The sequence below is a fragment of the Pseudomonas sp. GM55 genome, assembly GCF_000282395.1.
GTDB lineage: Bacteria > Pseudomonadota > Gammaproteobacteria > Pseudomonadales > Pseudomonadaceae > Aquipseudomonas > Aquipseudomonas fluorescens_CC.
This window is the reverse complement of the sequence record NZ_AKJJ01000034.1, coordinates 185,265-201,559: the sequence shown is the minus strand read 5'-3', so window position 1 is coordinate 201,559 and position 16,295 is coordinate 185,265. Positions and strand designations below refer to the sequence as shown.

Sequence of the window (16,295 nt, the reverse complement as noted above, 5' to 3'; positions counted from 1 at the left end):
GAAATTTATTTACAGTTGGGTGCAACTTATTCTCAAGAAACTGGTTGCACCTTATTTGCTTTGTTGAATAGCATTCGCGCCCCAAGGTGCAACCCGGACAAAATCCGGGTGCTCCGGCTGATGGCTTTCCTGGGGAAACATCAGTCATAAATGCGCGGGATCCCGGACCGTCTGTCAAACGTATGCGTTTGCGAGCGGTTCACCAGCCGCCGCTACATAAAAACAAAGCCAGGGCGTAACTTAATGAGCGTAAGCAATCCAACCCTGATCACGTTCGTGATCTACATCGCAGCAATGGTGCTGATCGGCTTGATGGCCTATCGCTCCACCAACAACCTTTCCGACTACATTCTGGGCGGCCGTAGCCTGGGCAGCGTCGTGACCGCACTGTCCGCCGGTGCCTCCGACATGAGTGGCTGGTTGTTGATGGGTTTGCCCGGCGCGATCTACATGTCCGGTCTTTCCGAAAGCTGGATCGCCATCGGCCTGATCGCCGGTGCCTACCTGAACTGGCTGTTTGTCGCCGGCCGTCTGCGCGTGCAGACCGAGCACAACGGTGATGCCCTGACCCTGCCGGACTACTTCGCCAGCCGTTTCGAAGACAAAAGCGGCCTGCTGCGGATCATCTCCGCCGTGGTGATCCTGGTGTTCTTCACCATCTACTGCGCCTCCGGCATCGTGGCCGGTGCCCGTCTGTTCGAAAGCACCTTCGGCATGTCCTACGAGACGGCGCTATGGGCCGGTGCGGCGGCGACGATTGCCTACACCTTCGTCGGTGGTTTCCTGGCCGTGAGCTGGACTGACACCGTACAAGCCACCCTGATGATCTTCGCCCTGATCCTGACGCCGATCATCGTGCTGCTGGCCACCGGTGGCGTCGATACCACTTTCCTGGCGATCGAAGCGCAAGATCCAGGCAACTTCGACATGCTCAAGGGCACAACCTTCATCGGCATCATCTCGCTGATGGGCTGGGGCCTGGGCTACTTCGGTCAACCGCACATCCTGGCGCGCTTCATGGCGGCGGATTCGGTCAAATCGATTGCCAATGCCCGTCGCATCTCCATGACCTGGATGATCCTGTGCCTGGGCGGCACCGTCGCTGTAGGTTTCTTCGGCATCGCTTACTTCTCGGCCAACCCGGCCGTGGCCATGCCGGTTTCCGAGAACCACGAGCGTGTGTTCATCGAACTGGCGAAAATCCTGTTCAACCCATGGATTGCCGGTGTGCTGCTGTCGGCCATCCTGGCTGCGGTAATGAGCACCCTGAGCTGCCAGCTGCTGGTGTGCTCGAGCGCGCTGACCGAAGACTTCTACAAGACCTTCCTGCGTAAATCGGCTTCCCAACTCGAACTGGTCTGGGTCGGTCGCGCCATGGTGCTGCTGGTTGCCCTGGTTGCTATCGCGTTGGCCGCCAACCCGGAAAACCGTGTACTGGGTCTGGTGAGCTATGCCTGGGCCGGTTTCGGTGCCGCATTCGGTCCGGTGGTGCTGATCTCCGTGATCTGGAAAGACATGACCCGCAACGGCGCACTGGCCGGCATCCTGGTCGGCGCGATCACCGTGATCGTGTGGAAACACTTCGAGCTGCTGGGTCTGTACGAAATCATCCCTGGTTTCATCTTCGCCAGCCTGGCTATCTACCTGGTCAGCAAAATGGGCACGCCGACTGCCGGTATGTTCCAGCGTTTTGCTGCTGCCGAGAGCGATTATCGTCTGAACAAGTAACCGGCAGCAGCGCATGCGCTGACCCGTTGGCTTGAGTGAAAATGGCCCGCGTCCTTCTGGATGCGGGCCATTTTTTTGCATTTTCACTGCAGTGTTCTCCTCGGCCCACCCACTCAGCCGCCAACCCCTGACTTGCCGGCCGGTAAAAGGTAAACTTCCCGGCCTTCGCAGGAGCAGCCATGAATTATCGTCACGCCTTCCACGCCGGCAATCACGCCGATGTGTTCAAACACCTGACCTTGACCCGCCTCATCGCCCTGATGTCGCGCAAGGAGCAGCCGTTTGCCTATCTCGACACCCACGCCGGTATTGGTCTGTATGACCTGCAGGGCGATCAGGCGAGCCGCACCGGCGAGTACCTGGAAGGCATCGCGCGTTTGTGGGATCAGCCGGACCTGCCGCTCCTGACCGCCGATTACATGCAGGTGCTACACGAGATGAACCCGGACGGCCAGTTACGCTATTACCCGGGGTCGCCGGAACTGGCGCGGCGCCTGACTCGTCCGCAAGACCGTGTGTTGCTCAATGAGAAGCACCCGGAAGACGGGCTGTTGCTCAAAGACAACATGGCTGGTGATCGCCGGGTCAAGGTTCACCTGGGCGAGGGCTGGCATGTGTCGCGGGCCTTGCTGCCGGTGCCGGAGAAGCGTGCAGTGATGTTGATCGATCCGCCGTTCGAGAAGCTGGACGAGATGCAGCGTTGTGCCGCGTCGTTGAAGGAAGCGATTGGCCGGATGCGCCAGACCGTGGCAGCGATCTGGTACCCGGTGAAGGATCAGCGCGCTCTGCGGCGTTTCTATCAGGACCTGGCTGGCACCGGTGCGCCGAAGTTGTTGCGGGTGGAGTTGCTGGTGCATCCGCTGGATACGCCGAACAGCCTGAACGGTTCCGGGTTGGCGATTGCCAATCCGCCGTGGGGGCTGGAGGAAGAGTTGCGTGAACTGCTGCCGTGGTTGTCCGAGAAGCTTGGACAGACCCAGGGTGGGTGGCGGATGGATTGGTTGATTGCCGAGTAATGCTCGGCCTGTAGGAGCCGGCTTGCCGGCGATGGCGGCCCAGAGGTCACAGCTGGACCCACCGCCGCCATCGCCAGCAAGCCGGCTCCTACGAGTGATCTGTGTCAGATCGGGCAGGTCACGCCTGTGCCGCCGATCCCGCAATAGCCTTCCGGATTTTTGGCCAGATATTGCTGGTGATAAGCCTCGGCAAAATAGACGGTCGGGGCCTGTTCGATTTCGGTGCTGATTTCACCGAGGCCGGCCTTGGACAGTTCAGCCTGGTACGCTGCTTTGCTCTTGAGCGCGGCGTCCAGTTGTTCAGGCGAAGTGGCGTAGATCACCGAACGGTACTGAGTGCCGATGTCGTTGCCCTGGCGCATGCCCTGAGTCGGATTGTGCAGTTCCCAGAACATCGCCAGCAGCTCCTGGTAGCTGACTTTCGCCTTGTCGTACACCACCAGCACCACTTCGGCATGGCCGGTCAGTCCGGAGCAGACTTCTTCGTAGGTCGGGTTCGGCGTGAAGCCGCCAGCGTAACCGACCACCGTGCTGACCACGCCTTCGCGTTGCCAGAAGCGGCGTTCCGCACCCCAGAAACAGCCCAGGCCGAAAATCGCAAACTCGACGTCCTCGAAGAACGGGCCCAGCAGTGGGGTGTCTTTGAAGACAAAGTGCTTCTCGGGCAGGTTCATCGGAGTTTCGCGGCCAGGCAGAGCTTGTTCTTTAGTCGGGAGCACGTTTTTGTTCACCAGAATTTCCGAGCGCAGAACCATGATCAGTCCTCTCAGTCAGGATAATTAGACAGACAAGCAGTTTGCCCGAGAGTTGGATCGCTGTCAGGCGATTGGGCCACGCGGATAGCGCTTGAGCTTTTCGATCAGCTCGTTGCCCGGGATCGGACGGTCGAACAGGTAGCCCTGGCCGACGTCGCAGCGGTGACGGCGCAGGAACGACAACTGCTCGGCAGTTTCGATGCCTTCAGCCACGACCTTGAGTTTCAGGTTGTGGGCCATGGCAATCACCGCGGAGGTGATTTCCATGTCGTCCTGGTTGTCCGGGATTTCGTGGATAAAGCTTCGATCGATCTTAATGATGTCGATGGGGAATTTTTTCAAGTAACTGAGCGACGAGTAACCGGTGCCGAAGTCGTCCATGGCCAGGGTCAGGCCCAGGCGTTTGAGCTGGTCGAGCTGCAAATGGGTGTCTTCGGTGGCTTCCAGCAGCAGGCCTTCGGTCAGCTCCAGCTCCAGCAAATTGGCGGGCAGGGCTTCTTCCTTGAGAATATTGGCGATGGAGGCCACCAGGTCCGGATCGGAGAATTGCTTGGGCGACAGGTTGATCGCCACCTGCAGGTTGCCCAGGCCGGCGGCGGTCAGCGCTTTGCTCATGCGGCAGGCCTGGCGGGCGATCCATTTGCCGATCGGAATGATCAGCCCGGTTTCTTCGGCGACGCTGATGAACTGATCCGGGCGGATCATGCCCTTTTCCGGGTGATCCCAGCGCAGCAGTGCTTCCATTCCCAGCAGGCGCCCGCTGCGCAGGCACAGCTTGGGCTGGTAGAACACGTCGAGTTCGTTCTGGGTCAGGGCGCGGCGCAGGTTGTTTTCGACGAACAGCTTGTAGCTGGCCTCGGCGTTCAGCGCTTCAGTGAACACTTGCACCTGGTGTTTGCCATTGGCCTTGGCCTTGTGCAGCGCCAGCCCGGCGTTGCGCATCAGGGTTTGCGGGTCGCGCCCGTGCAGCGGCGCGCAGGCCAGGCCCACGGAGCCGGTGACGCTGATCAACTGGTTGTCGACGAACATCGGTTTGTCGAGGGTCGCCAGCAACTGGTTGGCCACTTGCTGGCCTACCGTGAGGTCGCTGTTGTCCAGCAACACGGCGAATTCGTTACTGGCGAAGCGTGCCAGGCTACCGCTCGGGATCAAGCTGTTGCGCAGGCGCCGGGCCAGGCTGATCAGCAGTTTGTCGCCGGTCTGGTGGCCGAGGCTGTCGTTGATCCGCTTGAAGTTGTCGATGTCCACCAGCAACAGGCTGATCGGTGCGTCGCTGTCCCGGGCGAAGCGTTCGTCGAGGTTGCGGATGAACGCCGGGCGGTTGCCGAGATTGGTCAGGTTGTCGGTGTAGGCCAGGCGCTCGATGCGTTGCTGAGCAAGCTTGGTCTGGGTGATGTCCTCGTAAATGCCGATGTAATGGGTCAGCTCGCGGTTGTCGCCATAAACCTTGGAGATCGACAACTGGCCCCAGTAGGGTTCGAGGTTTTTCCGCCGGCTCTTGAATTCGCCCTGCCAACTGTTGCTCTTGGCCAGCGCCGAAGGCGCGTCGAACAGCAGTTCGCTGAGGTTCTCCAGGGCCGGCAGTTCCGACAGGCGCTGACCGTGCACTTCTTCGGTGGAGTACTGGGTGATTGCGGTAAAGCTCGGGTTGACGTATTCCACCACGCCATCGCAATTCACCAGCAAAAAGGCGTTGGCACTTTGTTCGACCGCACGCTGAAACAGGTGCAGGGCGCTGGTGGCGGTTCGTCGGTTGTGGTTACTGATGACCTGGGCAAACTGGTCCGCCAGTTCGCCGGCGAAGGCTATTTCGTCCGACTGCCAGGCACGGGTTGCACCGGTTTGCTCCAGGCACAAAACGCCAACCACCTGGCCATCGACACGGATACTGGCGTCGAGCATCGCGTTGACGTCGCGCGGGCGCAAGCTTTCGGCCATCTCCCGGGTACGCGGGTCGCGCATGGCGTTATGGGCGTCAATGGCGCGACCGGTGTGCAAGGCGTCGAGGTAATCGGGGAAAACGCTGACGTCGATCGGCTGCGGCAGCAGGTATTCCTGACTCGTGCGGTGATAGGCCGAGATCGGCACCAGCATCGAGCCTTCGAGGTGCCACAGGCTGGCGCAGTCGATTTGGTAAATGTCGCAGGCGCTGCGGGTGATCAGCTCGGCAGCTTCGCGCAAGGAGTTGTTGCTGCTGTAGCGTTGGCGGGTGAGCAGCAGGATCAGGTCCTGCTGGGCACGCACCCGGTCCAGATGCAGCAGTTGCTCCTGCTGGGCGCGCTGATTGAGTTCCAGGGCGGTTTGCAGGCGCGAGTTCTGGGTTTCCAGATCCAGGGCCGGTTGCAGCGGGTCATCCTCGAACAGGCCGTCAATGACCAGCAGGTAGCCGCGCAACAGGTGGCGATTGTGTTGTTTGTAGGCTTCACCCAGTTCCAGCAGATTAAGGGAACCCGAGGCGGTGTGCAGGGTGTAGCGGATCAGGTAATGCGTGCTTTCAGTCAGCTGTTGCTGGACCGCGTCGTGCAGTTGATAGCGCGCTTCCGGCTCCATCAGGCTGGCGTAGGGCGAGCCCACCAGCGCGCACAGTTCCACGGCGGGCAGGCCGAACTGGCGTTCGCAATTGGGATCGAGAAACAGCAGCGCCCAGCTGGGTTCATTAAGCCGTTCGAAACGCAGCATGCCGAGCCGCGAGGGCACAGGCAACTGCGTCACTACCTCGGCCACCATACGGCTGGCGGCATCGGGTTGGCTTTTCATATGGAGGGAAACTCGCTTCGAATATGCTGAACGCGCTGGGCTCTCGCCCTCTTTACTGTTGCCTGCGGCAAGGTTGCATCATTGCGACACCGACTGACAAGAGAGATGAAGGCCAAGTGCTATAAGAATATGTCGGCAACGAAGTGAAATTCTGGAGTGGCGGGGGTGAAACCGGTCGCCATGGGGGCTGGAAAGTGTTGAATACGTCCCACATGGCGAGTCATGCCGCCATCAGACCAGTGGGATGGTGACCGGCTGAAGATTTTGTCCGGTGTTATTGAAGAAACCTACGGTGATCAGGTTGCCCTCAACGGTGATGCGCGCGAAGTTGTCTGTGCCGATGACCTTGTTGCTGGTCAGAGCAAGATTGTAACTGCCAGTGCCGACGGTGGTCAGCGGCTTGTCCAGGATGAAGTCGGCCGTTTTGGCATAAGGCAGCAGGGTGGTGTTGCACAGTGGCGAAGACACGATGGTATGCACAACAAAGTCTTTGTCCTCGGAGTGGGTCAATCGACTGGTCATCGAGCCGTGCACGTCGCCGGAAACGAAAACAACGTTTTTGATCTTGTTCAAGCGAATGAACTCCAGGAGCCTGTTCCGCTGCTCGGGAAAGGACTTCCAGGCATCGCCGCCGTCGTTTTTCAGGTCGGGGTAAAACATGACCGACGTAACGATGAATTTGACTTTAGCGTTGCTGGTCAACAGCCAGTCGGTCAGGGCTTTCTCTTGGGTGTGATCCATCAGTCGTCGATCATTAGGTGACAGATTGCGTTGGGTGCGAGTGTCAGTCACGAACCACTCAAGGTTGCCGTTAGTAAACTGATACCAATAGTGCTCAAGTTTGCGATTGACAGTGTTATCAGGTGTCAGTGTATAAGCCGGACTGTGGCTGCATTGATAAAGCTGATAAGCCTTCATGGCGTTTTTGTACAGTTCATCATCGTTTGGGGCGCGCTTGGCGGGCCAGTTATCTTCGATTTCATGATCATCAAGAATCATGTAAGTGGGGGTGTTGCTCATTATGTTCTTGATATGAGGTTGTGAAAAAGCTGCGCGGTATTTCCGCAGAAAATCTGAAAGTTTGCGGTCTGGAAAGGCAAAGTTAAGATCGTCGGCATAAATCTGATCGCCGACCATCACCAGGCCGTCGGTACGAAGATTTTGATCAGCCATTACCTTGAAGACCCGATCCCCTCGTTGCGGATCCACAGCCCCATTCGCGGTCAGGTTGAGGTAGCGGCATGAGCCAATTATGTAGCTGCGCTTGATGTCGGATTTCGCCGAGACGGTCCAGAAAGTGTGTTCTTGCTCGGGCCATGTAAAAGCGATGTCTTGCGGTTTGGTTGAACTGGCGGGGATGCACCAGCCGGCCTGATAAGTATATTTCATACTCGACTGCAGATTGGTCAATACAACAACACCGGTCGTATCGTCGTTTGCCGGAAGTTCTGAGAAGTGTGGGGCGGACCATTTAAGTTCTCCGGTTCGCCGGTAACGAATAACCGCCAATGCTGTGGTGTTGCTAGTCGCACCGGCCAGCATGATGCGAGCTTCGTTATGTGTGGTGTGGCCAAGAATAGGGCCGACAATCGGGGTGTTAAGTTTCATGTTCGATTCCGTTCGATAAGTTATTAGTTGTGTTGCGCAACTAATTTAACTTTAAGTAGCTGTGCAGCTAGTTGCCTGTCAGGTGATGGCGCTTTCTTATGTAGTCTTTGTGGGCGCTGGTTGTCGTACTTCTACGCGGCGAAAGTTATGACGTGCTTTTATTTGCTGTAAGAAACTGTTGCATTGATAAATACAGGGCAAAAAAAGCCCCGCCAAATTGGCGGGGTTGAGGTACGAGCGTGGCGCTCGGAAACGTGGAACGCGATCGGCCCTCCGGTGAAGGAGGGCCGGTCGGTGTTACAGGAGCATGGTGCGGATGTCGCCCAGCAGATCGCTCAGACGCTTGGTGAAGCGTGCAGCAGCGGCGCCGTTGATCACACGGTGATCGTAGGACAGCGACAGTGGCAGCATCAGTTTCGGCTGGAAGGCTTTGCCGTCCCAGACTGGCTGGATGGTTGCCTTGGAGACACCGAGGATCGCCACTTCCGGCGCGTTGACGATCGGCGTGAAGCCGGTGCCGCCAATGTGGCCGAGGCTGGAAATGGTGAAGCAGGCGCCTTGCATCTCGTCCGACGAAAGCTTCTTGGTCCGGGCTTTTTCAGCCAGGGAAGCCGCTTCGGCCGCCAGTTGCAGCAGGCTCTTCTGGTCGACGTTCTTGATGACCGGTACCAGCAGGCCTTCCGGGGTGTCGACGGCGAAGCCGATGTTCACGTATTTCTTGCGGATGATCGCTTTGCCGCTTGGTGCCAGCGAGCTGTTGAAGTCCGGCAGTTCCTTGAGCAGGTGCGCGCAGGACTTGAGCAGCAACGGCAGGACGGTCAGCTTGACGCCGGCCTTCTCTGCAACGGCTTTCTGGGCAACACGGAACGCTTCGAGTTCGGTGATATCCGCCGAGTCGAATTGCGTCACGTGCGGTACGTTCAGCCAGCTGCGGTGCAGGTTGGCAGCGCCGACCTGCATCAGGCGGGTCATCGGCACTTCTTCGATTTCACCGAAGCGGCTGAAGTCCACGACCGGAATCGGCGGGATGCCCGCGCCACCGGTTGCGCCAGCCGCAGCGGCCGGTGCTTCCTTGGCCTTCTGCATCATGGCTTTGACGTAGACCTGCACGTCTTCTTTCAGGATGCGACCGTGCGGACCGCTGGCGCCTACAGCGCTCAGCTCGACGCCGAACTCGCGGGCCAGTTGGCGCACGGCAGGACCGGCGTGAACCTTGGCGCCCGGCTTGGCGGGAGCAGCAACCGGGGCAGCAGCAGGAGCAGCGGCAACCGGAGCAGCAGCGGCTGGAGCCGGAGCGCTCGGAGCGGCAGCGGCAGGTGCCGGAGCAGCAGGAGCGGCGCCTTTGACTTTCAGCTTGAGGATCAGGTCGCCGGTACCGACTTCGTCATCCAGCTTGATGGAAACGCTTTCCACCACGCCAGCGGCAGGCGATGGGATTTCCATGCTCGCCTTGTCGGATTCCAGGGTGATCAGCGACTGGTCGGCTTCAACGCTGTCGCCGGCCTTGACCAGGACTTCGATGATCTTGGCCTTGCCCGCCGAACCGATGTCCGGAACGTGGATGTCCTGAACGCTGTCGGCCACTGGAGCAGCCGGGGCTGCCGCAGGTGCAGGTGCAGCGGCGGCTGCCGGAGCGGCAGCCTGTGCTGGAGCAGCAGCCGGCGCAGCAACGCCTGCCACTTCCAGGTCCAGGATCAGGTCGCCGGTGCCGACTTCGTCGTTGAGCTTGACGCTGATGGCCTTGACCACGCCAGCGGCAGGCGACGGGATTTCCATGCTGGCCTTGTCGGATTCCAGGGTGATCAGCGACTGATCGGCCGCGACGGTGTCGCCAACCTTGACCTGGATCTCGATGATCTGGGCCTTGCCCGACGAACCGATGTCCGGCACGTGCACTTGCTGAACGCTGGCAGCAGCCGGCGCAGCAGCAGGAGCGGCGGCAGGGGCAGCAGCCGGTTTGGCTTCAGCCTTGGCCGCCGGTGCAGCGGCAGCCGCAGGGGCTGGCGCAGCGGCACCTTCGACTTCCAGCTCCAGCAGTTCGTCGCCTTCTTTCAGGCGATCGCCCAGCTTCACTTTCAGGCTCTTGATGATACCGGCCTTCGGCGCGGGCACTTCCATGCTCGCCTTGTCCGATTCCAGCGTCAGGATGCTCTGGTCGGCTTCGATGCGGTCGCCGACCTTCACAAACAGTTCAATTACTTCACCTTCACCGCTGCCGATGTCAGGTACGCGAATGAGTTCGCTCACAGAATCTCTCCTCAGCAGTCCAGTGGGTTGCGTTTTTCCGGGTTGATACCGAACTTGACGATGGCCTCGGCCACCACCTTGGGTTCGATGTCACCACGGTCAGCCAGTGCTTCCAGGGCTGCCAACACCACGAAATGACGGTCAACTTCGAAGAAATGACGCAGTTTCTTGCGGCTGTCGCTGCGGCCGAAACCGTCGGTGCCCAGGACTTTGAATTCCTTGGACGGTACCCACTGACGGATCTGCTCGGCGAACAGTTTCATGTAGTCGGTAGACGCGATGACCGGACCCTTACGGCCGTTCAGGCACTCTTCGACGTAGCTCAGCTTGGGCTTCTGGCCCGGGTGCAGACGGTTGGTGCGCTCAACGGCCAGGCCGTCGCGACGCAGTTCGTTGAAGCTGGTAACGCTCCACACGTCGGCGCCGACGTTGAACTCTTCACGCAGGATCTTCGCAGCTTCACGGACTTCACGCAGGATGGTGCCGGAGCCCATCAGCTGAACGTGGTGCGCCGCTTCGCGGGTGTCTTCTTCGAGCAGGTACATGCCTTTCTTGATGCCTTCTTCGGCACCGGCCGGCATGGCTGGCTGCTGGTACGACTCGTTCATCACGGTGATGTAGTAGAAGACGTCCTGTTGCTCTTCGGTCATCTTCTTCATGCCGTCCTGAATGATCACCGCCAGCTCGTAGCCGTAGGTTGGATCGTAGGTGCGGCAGTTCGGGATGGTCGCAGCCAGCAGGTGGCTGTGACCGTCTTCGTGTTGCAGGCCTTCACCGTTCAGGGTGGTACGGCCGGCGGTGCCGCCGATCAGGAAGCCACGGGTGCGGCTGTCGCCAGCGGCCCAGGCCAGGTCGCCGATACGCTGGAAGCCGAACATCGAGTAGAAGATGTAGAACGGCAGCATCGGCTGGTTGTGGCTGGAGTACGAAGTACCGGCAGCGATGAAGGAGCTCATGGCGCCCGCTTCGTTGATGCCTTCTTCGAGGATCTGGCCCTTCTGGTCTTCCTTGTAGAACATCACCTGGTCTTTATCGACTGGCTCGTAGAGCTGGCCGACGGAGGAGTAGATGCCCAACTGACGGAACATGCCTTCCATACCGAAGGTACGGGCTTCATCCGGGATGATCGGTACGATGCGCGGGCCGATTTCCTTGTCCTTGACCAGTTGCGCGAGGATCCGCACGAAGGCCATGGTGGTGGAAATTTCACGGTCGCCCGAGCCGTCCAGGATCGCCTTTAGGGTGTCCAGTGGAGGGGTCGGGATGTTGAAGCTTTGAGCGCGACGCTGTGGTACGAAACCGCCCAGCGCATTGCGACGCTCGGCCAGGTAACGGGCTTCGGCGCTGCCTTCTTCCGGTTTGAAGAACGGCAGGTTCTCCAGCTCTTCGTCCTTGACCGGGATGTCGAAACGATCGCGGAACAACTTCAGGCTGTCGACGTCGACTTTCTTGGTGTTGTGCGCAGTGTTTTTCGCTTCGCCGGCACCGGTGCCATAACCCTTGATGGTCTTGGCCAGGATGACGGTCGGTTGTTCTTTGTGGTTGACCGCTTCGTGGTACGCCGCGTAGACCTTGTACGGGTCGTGGCCGCCACGGTTGAGCTTCCAGATCTCGTCGTCGGACAGGTCTTCAACCATCGCCTTGAGTTCCGGCGTGTTGAAGAAGTGTTCACGGACGAACGCGCCGTCTTTGGCTTTGTAGTTCTGGTACTCGCCGTCGATGACTTCGTCCATGCGGCGTTGCAGGATACCGTCGACGTCCTTGGCCAGCAGTGGGTCCCAGAAGCGGCCCCAGATGACTTTGGTCACGTTCCATTGAGCACCGCGGAACACGCCTTCGAGTTCCTGGATGATCTTGCCGTTGCCGCGAACCGGGCCGTCGAGGCGCTGCAGGTTGCAGTTGATGACGAAGATCAGGTTGTCGAGCTTCTCGCGGCCGGCCAGGGAAATGGCGCCCAGGGATTCCGGCTCGTCGCACTCGCCGTCGCCCAGGAAGCACCAGACTTTCTGTTTGCCTGGCTGGATGAAGCCACGGTGTTCCAGGTACTTCATGAAGCGTGCCTGGTAGATCGCCTGGATCGGGCCCAGACCCATGGATACGGTCGGGAACTGCCAGAAGTCAGGCATCAGCCATGGGTGAGGGTAGGACGACAGGCCCTGACCGTCGACTTCCTGGCGGAAGTTGTTCATCTGGTCTTCGGTGATGCGGCCTTCCATGAATGCGCGGGCGTAAACGCCTGGCGAGGTGTGGCCCTGGAAGTAGATCAGGTCGCCGCCGTGTTCGTCGGTCGGGGCCTGGAAGAAGTAGTTGAAGCCGATGTCATACAGGGTCGCACTGGAAGCGAAGCTGGAGATGTGACCGCCGAGGTCAGAATCTTTCAGGTTCGTACGCATTACCATGGCCATCGCGTTCCAGCGTACCAGCGAGCGAATGCGGCGTTCCATGAACAGGTCGCCAGGCATGCGTGCTTCGTGGGTAACGGGGATCGTGTTGCGATAAGGCGTGGTGATGGCGTAAGGCAACTGCGAACCGCTGCGGGTCGCGAGTTCACCCATACGGGTCATCAGATAGTGAGCACGGTCTTCGCCTTCTTTGTCGAGAACCGATTCCAGGGCGTCCAGCCATTCCTGGGTTTCGACGGGATCGAGGTCTTGCATGGCTTGCTCCAGGGCGGAAAGGCTACCAGAATCGGTTGCCTGAGTTAGCGACTGGCCTTGTGGGCAGACGTTATGAATTCTTGGATTGCCGACAGGTTGTTCCGGCGGCGTGTAGTTTTACTACAAATCTTCCGGCATTTCAGCCCGGCTAATGTATATACGAGTAGTAAAACTACAGATGAGCGGCTTGTGGCCCCCGGCTGCGTTGTGAGAATAATCGTTAAGGTTGGTCTTTTTCCAACTACAAAAGGTAAAAGCTTGATGCTGGCTGCCAAAATAAAAGAAATTTCAGCTATTTCTAACTTTTGTTCGACACTCCCTCAGGTAGTGGGTTTTCGCAAACCACTACATGCAGTCCGTTGTACGCCGATCAAGGATAGACCATGAGCCTCCCTTCGTTTGCCGAACTGCCCGCCATTCTTCTGCCGTTTGTCACCCGTGCCGAGCAGTCGTTCCGGGCTGCTGTCGCCGCTTTGGATGATGACCACGGCCTGTCAGCCTGGACGCCAGAGCGCTGGGCGCAATTTGCCCGCGTCACCGCCGCCAGCGATTTCGTGATTGAACAGTGTGTTCGTGACCCTTTGATGTTGCTGCAGCTGGTGCAGTCCGGCGAACTGGACCGCAGCTTCGCTCCCGGTGAGTTGTGCGCGCAGATTGCCGCCGCCGTGAGTGTGGCCGAGACCGACGATCAGCTTGGCCGCGCCTTGCGCCGTCAGCGTGCACGCCATCAGGTGCGGATCATCTGGCGCGACCTGACCCGCCAGGCCGATTTGATTCAGACCTGCCGTGACCTCTCGGACATGGCCGATGCCAGCATCGATCAGGCCTATCAATGGTTGTACGTGCGGCATTGCCAGCAGTTCGGCGTGCCGACCGGCCGGCGTAGCGGCGAGCCGCAGCAGATGGTCATTCTCGGCATGGGCAAGCTTGGTGCGGTGGAGCTGAACCTGTCGTCGGACATCGATCTGATTTTCGCCTACCCCGAAGGCGGCGAAACCGTCGGCGTGAAACGTCCGCTGGATAACCAGGAGTTCTTCATTCGTCTGGGCCAGCGGCTGATCAAGGCGCTGGACCCGATGACCGTCGACGGCTTTGTGTTCCGCGTCGACATGCGCTTGCGTCCCTACGGTTCGGCAGGCGCGCTGGTGCTGAGCTTCAACGCGCTGGAGCAGTATTACCAGGACCAGGGACGCGACTGGGAACGCTACGCCATGATCAAGTCGCGGGTGGTGGCCGGCGATCAAGTAGCCGGTGCGCAACTGCAAGAGATGCTGCGGCCATTCGTCTACCGGCGTTACCTGGACTTTTCGGCCATCGAAGCGCTGCGCACCATGAAGCAGCTGATCCAGCAGGAAGTGCGGCGCAAGGGCATGGCCGACAATATCAAGCTGGGTTCCGGTGGTATTCGTGAAGTCGAGTTCATTGCTCAGGCGTTCCAGCTGATTCACGGCGGCCGCGATTTGAGCCTGCAGCAGCGCCCGCTATTAAAGGTGCTCAGCACACTGGAAGGCCAGGGTTACCTGCCGCCGGCCGTGATCAGCGAGCTGCGTGAAGGGTATGAATTCCTGCGTTACACCGAGCACGCGATTCAGGCGATTGCCGATCGCCAGACGCAAATGTTGCCCGATGGCGAGCAGGATCAGGCGCGTATTGCCTTTATGCTGGGTTTCGCCAACTGGACGGCTTTCCACGAGCAACTGATGTATTGGCGCGGCCGCGTGGCCTGGCACTTCGGGCAGGTGATCGCCGATCCCGACGAAGAGCAGGGCGCCGAAAGCGAAGTGGTGGTCGGCGGTGAGTGGTTGCCGCTGTGGGAGGAGGCTCAGGATGATGAGGCTGCTTGCCGCCAACTGGAACAAGGTGGTTTCAAGGATGCCCCCAAAGCCTTGAAAGCCCTGGCCGGCTTGCGCAGCAGCCCGCAATTGAGGGCAATGCAGCGTCTGGGGCGCGAACGTCTCGATGCTTTTATTCCGCGTTTGCTGGCTCAGGCCGTGGAGCATGACAATCCGGACCTGGTACTGGAGCGGGTGCTGCCGCTGGTTGAAGCCGTGGCCCGTCGTTCCGCATACCTGGTGCTGCTGACCGAGAACCCCGGCGCGCTGCGGCGGTTGCTGACGCTGTGCGCGGCGAGCCCGTGGATCGCCGAGCAAATCACCCGTTTCCCGTTGCTGCTCGACGAATTGCTCAACGAAGGCCGGCTGTTCAAACCGCCACTGGCGCCAGAGCTGGCGGCCGAGTTGCGCGAGCGCCTGACACGGATTCCCGAGGACGACCTCGAACAGCAGATGGAAGCACTGCGCCACTTCAAGCTGGCGCACCGCTTGCGGGTGGCCGCTTCGGAAATCGCCGGCAGCCTGCCGCTGATGAAGGTCAGCGATTACCTGACCTGGCTCGCCGAAGCGATCCTGGAGCAAGTGCTGGCACTGGCCTGGCGCCAGACCGTGGCCAAGTACGGCACGCCGCTGCGCACCGATGGCACCTTGTGCGATCCCGGCTTCATCATTGTCGGTTATGGGAAAGTCGGCGGCCTGGAACTCGGGCACGGTTCGGACCTGGACCTGGTGTTCATCCACGACGGCGATCCGCAGGCCGAAACCGATGGGCCGAAACCCATCGATGGCGCGCAATTTTTCACCCGTCTGGGGCAGCGGATCATTCACTTGCTGACGGCGCAGACCAACTCCGGGCAGTTGTATGAAGTGGACATGCGTCTGCGGCCATCCGGTGCGTCGGGGTTGCTGGTGAGTTCCCTGGGAGCGTTTGCCCGTTATCAGGAAAACGAAGCCTGGACCTGGGAACACCAGGCGCTGGTGCGGGCGCGAGTGCTGGTGGGCAGTCAGGATGTCGGTCAGGCATTCGAGAAAGTCCGTGCCGCAATTTTGGGCAAGCCACGTGATCTGCCGACCCTGCGCCAGGAGGTCAGCGAGATGCGCGCCAAGATGCGCGACAACCTCGGCAGCAAGAGCACGGCGGCCGGCACCGGGGCAAATGCCTTCGAAGCCACGGCGCCGTTCGATATCAAGCAGGACGCCGGAGGTATCGTCGATATTGAATTTATGGTGCAATACGCGGCCCTGGCGTGGTCCGAAACACACCCGCCATTGCTGCGCTGGACGGATAATATCCGCATTCTGGAAGAGCTGGAGCATGAAGGGCTGATGCCCGTCGAAGATGCCGGCCTGTTGCGTGAAGTGTATAAAGCGTACCGTTCCGCCGCCCACCGGCAGGCTCTGCAGAAGAACCCGGGGGTGATACCGGCTGACCAGTTCTCGGACGAACGGCGGCAGGTCATGCGGGTCTGGCGCGAGCTGGGTCTACGCTGAAACGGGATATTTGATACGCCAATATTCCCTGTAGGAGCGAGCTTGCTCGCGATGGTCGTTAACGATAACGCGGCGAGCCTGACACCCCGCGGAGTTTTCAGGTTCATCGCGAGCAAGCTCGCTCCTACAGTAGTAGATTTGCGTTGTTCTGTAGAATTCTCGAGGCGGGGAGGCGTAGGCCTCCCCGGTTCGTTTATGGAAACC

8 protein-coding genes are annotated in these 16,295 nt (G+C 59.7%); 3 read left to right on the top strand and 5 right to left on the bottom strand.

Features of this window, described 5'->3' with window-relative positions:
* Positions 1-243 precede the first annotated feature (243 nt).
* Positions 244-1,728, top strand: coding sequence for a sodium/proline symporter PutP (putP, locus tag PMI31_RS06435; RefSeq protein WP_008016969.1), 1,485 nt, complete (start codon positions 244-246; stop codon positions 1,726-1,728).
* 179 nt (positions 1,729-1,907) lie between these two features.
* A complete protein-coding gene (locus tag PMI31_RS06430) occupies positions 1,908-2,744 on the top strand; it encodes a 23S rRNA (adenine(2030)-N(6))-methyltransferase RlmJ (RefSeq protein WP_008016967.1) in 837 nt (278 codons plus the stop codon).
* A 104-nt stretch (positions 2,745-2,848) separates the two neighbouring features.
* Here PMI31_RS06430 and msrA read toward each other — a convergent pair whose 3' ends face one another.
* The 5 genes from msrA to aceE all read right to left on the bottom strand — a co-directional run bounded on the left by msrA (position 2,849) and on the right by aceE (position 12,768).
* Positions 2,849-3,499, bottom strand: coding sequence for a peptide-methionine (S)-S-oxide reductase MsrA (gene msrA, locus PMI31_RS06425; RefSeq protein WP_008016964.1), 651 nt, complete (start codon positions 3,497-3,499; stop codon positions 2,849-2,851).
* 63 nt (positions 3,500-3,562) lie between these two features.
* Complete coding sequence (locus tag PMI31_RS06420; protein WP_008016963.1) at positions 3,563-6,256, bottom strand: putative bifunctional diguanylate cyclase/phosphodiesterase; 2,694 nt, start codon at positions 6,254-6,256, stop codon at positions 3,563-3,565.
* 231 nt (positions 6,257-6,487) lie between these two features.
* A complete protein-coding gene (locus PMI31_RS06415) occupies positions 6,488-7,864 on the bottom strand; it encodes an alkaline phosphatase D family protein (RefSeq protein ID WP_008016962.1) in 1,377 nt (458 codons plus the stop codon).
* 297 nt (positions 7,865-8,161) lie between these two features.
* Positions 8,162-10,111, bottom strand: coding sequence for a dihydrolipoyllysine-residue acetyltransferase (gene aceF / locus PMI31_RS06410; RefSeq protein WP_008016960.1), 1,950 nt, complete (start codon positions 10,109-10,111; stop codon positions 8,162-8,164).
* Positions 10,112-10,122: 11 nt separating this feature from the next.
* Entirely contained in the window at positions 10,123-12,768 is a 2,646-nt protein-coding gene (gene aceE / locus PMI31_RS06405; protein ID WP_008016959.1) for a pyruvate dehydrogenase (acetyl-transferring), homodimeric type, read from the bottom strand.
* Positions 12,769-13,151: 383 nt separating this feature from the next.
* On the opposite strand from aceE, the gene glnE reads away from it, so the two are divergent.
* A complete protein-coding gene (gene glnE, locus PMI31_RS06400; RefSeq protein ID WP_008016958.1) occupies positions 13,152-16,091 on the top strand; it encodes a bifunctional [glutamate--ammonia ligase]-adenylyl-L-tyrosine phosphorylase/[glutamate--ammonia-ligase] adenylyltransferase in 2,940 nt (979 codons plus the stop codon).
* Positions 16,092-16,295: the final 204 nt, after the last annotated feature.

Excerpts from the sequence above, each read along its gene's own strand:
- putP (WP_008016969.1), top strand. The coding sequence starts at position 244 with ATGAGCGTAAGCAATCCAACCCTGATCACGTTCGTGATCTACATCGCA.
- PMI31_RS06430 (WP_008016967.1), top strand. The coding sequence starts at position 1,908 with ATGAATTATCGTCACGCCTTCCACGCCGGCAATCACGCCGATGTGTTC.
- msrA (WP_008016964.1), bottom strand. The coding sequence starts at position 3,499 with ATGGTTCTGCGCTCGGAAATTCTGGTGAACAAAAACGTGCTCCCGACT.
- PMI31_RS06420 (WP_008016963.1), bottom strand. The coding sequence starts at position 6,256 with ATGAAAAGCCAACCCGATGCCGCCAGCCGTATGGTGGCCGAGGTAGTG.
- PMI31_RS06415 (WP_008016962.1), bottom strand. The coding sequence starts at position 7,864 with ATGAAACTTAACACCCCGATTGTCGGCCCTATTCTTGGCCACACCACA.
- aceE (WP_008016959.1), bottom strand. The coding sequence starts at position 12,768 with ATGCAAGACCTCGATCCCGTCGAAACCCAGGAATGGCTGGACGCCCTG.
- glnE (WP_008016958.1), top strand. The coding sequence starts at position 13,152 with ATGAGCCTCCCTTCGTTTGCCGAACTGCCCGCCATTCTTCTGCCGTTT.